A 4,960-nucleotide genomic window follows, 5' to 3' on the forward strand; every position below is an offset into this window, starting at 1 on the left:
GGCAAGGCCTTAATGTCTAAGGGGTCTAGGTAGAGTCCGACGGTTTCTCCTTCACTGTAAAGGTGGGCATCTTTGCGGTAAGGTTCGGTTACGCGGATCAGATCGCCTGACGTTATTTCTACGGCATATTCGATTTCGTCTCCGAGGAATACCGCGCTAACTACCTTGCCTTTTAGCGACCTGTTGTCTACATTGCCAAGCTTGATCGATTCAGGCCTGACGACCAACGCGACTTCGTCTCCAACGTTAAATTTAAAACGCCTTTGAGCGTCAATTTGAACGGTAAAGGTAACTCCGTGAAAAAGCACATCCATGAGTTCGCCTTTGATAGAAGAAGCTTTCCCTTTAAGGATATTGGCTTGGCCGATAAAGTCGGCGACAAAAAGGGAAGCCGGGTTGGCGTAAAGCTCGAAAGGCGTTGCTACTTGTTCAACTTTGCCCTCGTTTAAGACGGCGATCCTGTCCGCCATCGCCAAGGCTTCTTTTTGATCGTGGGTCACGTAAATGCAAGTGATGCCAAGCTTCTTTTGCAATTGGCGAATCTCGGCGCGCATGTATATCCGAAGTTTTGCATCGAGGTTGGACAACGGTTCGTCCATGAGCAGCACTTGAGGTTTGATCACCAAAACCCGTGCCAGTGCAACTCTTTGTTGTTCTCCGCCCGACAGTTGATTTGGGAAGCGGTTTTCTACACCCTCTAAGCTCACCATTTGAAGGGCTTCAGTGACGCGTCTTTTGATTTCATAGGCTGGTAACTTTCTCACCTTAAGCCCGTAGGCGATGTTGTCAAATACTGTCATGTGAGGAAATAAGGCGTAGTTTTGAAATACATATCCTATGTTACGTTTGTTTGCTACTATATCCGTCACGTCACGTTTGCCAATGAAGACTTGTCCTTCCGTCGGCGTTTCAAACCCGGCTATCATGCGCAGGATAGTGGTCTTTCCGCATCCCGAGGGTCCAAGCAATGTCACCAATTCTCCTGCTTCGATTTGAAGGTTGACGTCGTCTACCGCCTTAAGAGCAGTTCCGTTGCTGTAAAAGACTTTGGTCAAATGTTTTAGATAAATGGGCACGGTCAATTTATATCCCCCTTTGCTCCCTGAAATAATTAGGGTAGAGCATGCTAAAAAGCAACCTTATGGCCCACATAGCTAGCGCGACTATGAGTACCAGGACCACAGAAAAGGCCGCCGCCTGTGCGAATAACAGCTCCGTGATGCACTCAAGTATCCGCACGGTCAGCAAGCTCCATCGCACCGAGACCAGAAATATCGTAGCACTTATCGCGGTCATGGAGACCACGAATAAATAACGCGTCCCGGTGGCTATCGCCGGTGCAATCAAAGGCACCGTTACCTTTCTGAATGTAGTCAGTTTTGAAGCGCCCAAGTTAAGCGACGCCTCTTCTAATGAAGGATCTATTTGCTTTAACGTAGCTGTCGTAGCCCTGATTCCCGTTGCGTCATATCTCGATACGCAAAGCGCTACGATGATCGTCATGGTCCCAGTCAATACTATCGGGCCTGAGCTAAATGCTATGGCGTACGCGATGCCTATGACCGTTCCGGGCAGTACGTAATTAAGTAAAGACACAAACTCCAAGGCCTTCCTCCCGGGCAATTCCTTTCTGTTTACGAGATAACCTATTGCAACGCCCAGCACGCTGCCGATTCCGGTTGACACAAGGGCTATCATAACGGTGTCCTTTACGGCCTTCCATCCTACAGTGAAGACGTACATGTAATTTTCCAGGGTAAAGCTGTTGTCCACTCCCCAGACCTTGACCAAGGATCCCAAAAATATTATGGAATAAAGGAAAATGATGAACAAAGAAATGAAGGAAATGACGGCCAACATCACAGCTTCGGCAATAGTACCGGCACCCTTGGGCTTGGAGCGAGCGCCGGCTTTTCCTGATACGGTAACGTAATAACGGCCTTCTACCCAGTAGTGCTGCAGCAAGTACACAATAAGGGCGGGAACGAGCAACACAAAGGAAATGGCTGCCCCTCCTTGAATGTCGTACATACCCGTTATCTGCATGTAAGCTTGCGTTGGCAAGACGGGAAAGGTGTGACCTGCCATGACCAGTGGAGTGGCGAAATCCGCCAGGGAACTCCCGAAAAGCAGCAAAAACGCGTTAGCAAGCCCCGGGATGCTCAAGGGCAACGTCACCGTACAGAAAGTATGCCACGCGGTGCTTCCCATGCTCATTGCCGCGTCTTCTAGGTTCGGGTCTATCGCTTGAAGCACCGCCGTAAGCGTTAGAAACGCAACGGGGAAATAGGTCAAGGTTTCTGCTATCCAGGTCCCAAGGAATCCGTAAATGTTGAAATCCGGTATGTGAAGTAGTTTAAGCAGCAATCCGTTTGGCCCCAGTACCATCGTTAAAGCTATGCTGCTGGTAAAAGGCGGAGACACGAAGGGAAGCACGATGATGGCGCTTATAAACCACTTAACGATTTTGGGCAAGTTGATTCTCGTGACCGAGAAGGCGAATAAAAAACCGAATGCGGTTCCGCTAATTCCTACTGCCGAAGCCAAAATCAGGCTGTTTATGAAGGCCTTTCTGTTGTACCAACTGCTGAATACCTTGTTTAAAACGGCTAAGCTCACTCCGCCGTCGGAAAAAAATACCACGTAAATTAACCGCGCTAAGGGGTATAGGACAAACACGCTTAAAAATATCCATATCCCAAGCCACAAGGCCACTAGCGCGGTATCGGGCTTTTGACGCCGTTTATTTTTACTGAAGGACCTCATTTATCCATCGCTCGACCAGGCGATCGCGATTTTTGCCCGCCCATTCGACATCTAAAGGTAAAACTTTTATTTTTGATATATCCAAAGCCGGATCGAAAACTGGTACGTTGGGGTTGCTCGGTATCAAGTTGATATCGTTTTCCTCATATAATTTTTGCATCCTCTCGGTGGAAGCCCAGTCCAAAAACTTCTTGGCAAGATCGGGATGTTTAGCTCCTTTGACCAAGCCCATTGCCTCGATGCCGGCGACGACGCCTTCTTTGGGATAGCTTATTGTTACGTTGTAGCCTTTTTTTTGCATCTCCAGGGCGTCAACCAGAAAGAATATGCCGCCCGCTGCCTGTCCCCTGGCTATGGGGAGCGCTCCGCCCGCGCCGCTTTTAGTGTAAACCTGAACGTTTTGGCTCAAGGCCTTTTCGTATTTGTAGGCTTCGTCTTCTCCCATGGCCTGTATGACGCTTAGAAGCCTGTACATCCCTGTGCCTGAAGTCCTCGGATCGGCCATTTGAAGTTGTCCCTTATATGTGGGATTTAGCAGATCCTGCCAGGACGTCGGCGGGTTTAAGTCGTGATCTTTCAAGAATTTAGTGTTGAACATGAAACAAATCGGGTCTATGGCGACGCCGGTCCAATATCCCTTAGGATCCTTGAAGGCATCGGGAATGTTTTCCGCGCCCTTTGGTTTGTAAGGATCGAAAAGTCCCTTTTGGACGCCGTCCACAAAGGCCTCGGCCATATTGCCGAACACGACGTCAACTTGAGGGTTATTTTTTTCAGCCTCAAGTCTTGCCTGTACTTCTCCTGAAGAAAACCTCATCCAGTTGACCTTGATGCCCGTATCTTTTGTGAAGGCGGTGAATATCGCATTGGCATAACGCTCCGACCATATGGTATAGGCATTAAGCTGCTCTTTTTCCGCATGAGCAAAATCGGCCACGAAAAATAAGCTTAAAAGGGCAAAGATGACAACTGTGCTCCACCATCCACATCTTTTCATTCAGTAATCCCCCTTATGTTTTATTGTCGCTACTTTAATGTAAATGAAAGGGGGCTAAGCGCCCATATCCAGATGTCCTTTGAAATGGGGCAATTCTGGCCATATTTTGTCGATCATTAAAATGAAGAAAGCGCTTCCAAAGCGCAAGCAGCTTGCAAAGACGCTCCAATGGGAAGACAATCTTCGTCTATGTCGAATAAATCGTTATGGCCCGGATGGATTGTTCCCTTTGCCTCGTTGCGGCATCCCAGTTGGTAAAAAGCTCCCGGTATTTTTTCGAGGAAATAAGCAAAATCTTCTACTCCAAGGCTCGGTTTTTCCAGTTGAAGGATCGCGTCCTTTCCGAGAAGAGAAGTTGCCGTTTTTATTATCAATTTCACCCATTGAGGATGGTTTGTCAGCGCAGGGTATCCTTTTATCCTTTCCAAAATTCCTCGGCCTCCCATGCCTTTGGGGATATATTCTACATATTGTCTTATCTTATCATTTAAAGCCTCACGAGTGCTTGGTGACAAAGTCCTTAAGGTTCCTGTCAGCGTTACTTCATCGGCTACGATGTTGTTTTGACTGCCGCCCCTTATGGTGCCAAAGGTCAACACGGCCGAATCCCTGGGGTCCGTTGCCCTGCTTATTATCGTTTGCAGGGCGCAAATCATTTGCCCCGCGATCACTATGGCATCAACACCTTCATGGGGATATGCTCCGTGAGTACTTTTGCCTAAGATTTTAAGCGTTAGCATATCGGATGCAGCGTTCATCTGGCCATATCTGATGCCGATTTTGCCGGTCGGTATCTCGTTCGATACGTGAAGGCCAAAGATGGCCTTCACGCTATCATCGAAAATACCATCTTCTATCATCTGTTTTGCCCCGCCTGTTGTTTCTTCAGCCGGTTGAAAGACCAGCAGAACGTTGCCTTGAAGCAAGTTTTTGTCTTCCGCTAGCAATCTCGCTGCTCCCAGCAATATCGTCATGTGGGCATCGTGCCCACAGGCATGCATAACGCCCCTGTTTTGTGAGGCGTATTCTACGTGTTTCCTGTCTTCGATGGGGAGGGCGTCCATGTCGGCGCGCAAGGCTACGGTCGAGCCGCCCTTTCCTCTTATCAGGCCAATGACGCCATAATGGTGGTTAAACGTTTTATAAGGTATTTCCAAGCTCTTGAGGTAACTTGTTATCATATCGCGTGTGCGCTTT

The 4,960-nt window shown here is 48.3% G+C and carries 4 protein-coding genes; all 4 read right to left on the reverse strand.

Features of this window, described 5'->3' with window-relative positions; all coding sequences use genetic code 11:
- Positions 1-1,076 (reverse strand): ABC transporter ATP-binding protein (locus tag Q7P41_RS05805; protein ID WP_303882850.1); only part of this gene is annotated, 1,076 nt, incomplete at its 3' end.
- Positions 1,077-1,083: 7 nt separating this feature from the next.
- Positions 1,084-2,766, reverse strand: a complete 1,683-nt coding sequence (locus tag Q7P41_RS05810; protein ID WP_303882847.1) for an iron ABC transporter permease — start codon at positions 2,764-2,766, stop codon at positions 1,084-1,086.
- Positions 2,750-3,763: an ABC transporter substrate-binding protein gene (locus Q7P41_RS05815; protein ID WP_303882848.1), complete on the reverse strand. Its 1,014-nt coding sequence runs from the start codon at positions 3,761-3,763 to the stop codon at positions 2,750-2,752. The genes Q7P41_RS05810 and Q7P41_RS05815 overlap by 17 nt, the downstream gene beginning before the upstream one ends.
- A 116-nt stretch (positions 3,764-3,879) precedes the next feature.
- Positions 3,880-4,960: M20 family metallopeptidase (locus tag Q7P41_RS05820; protein ID WP_303882849.1), on the reverse strand; the 1,081-nt coding region annotated here is incomplete at its 5' end.

Source organism: Acetomicrobium mobile, assembly GCF_937920065.1.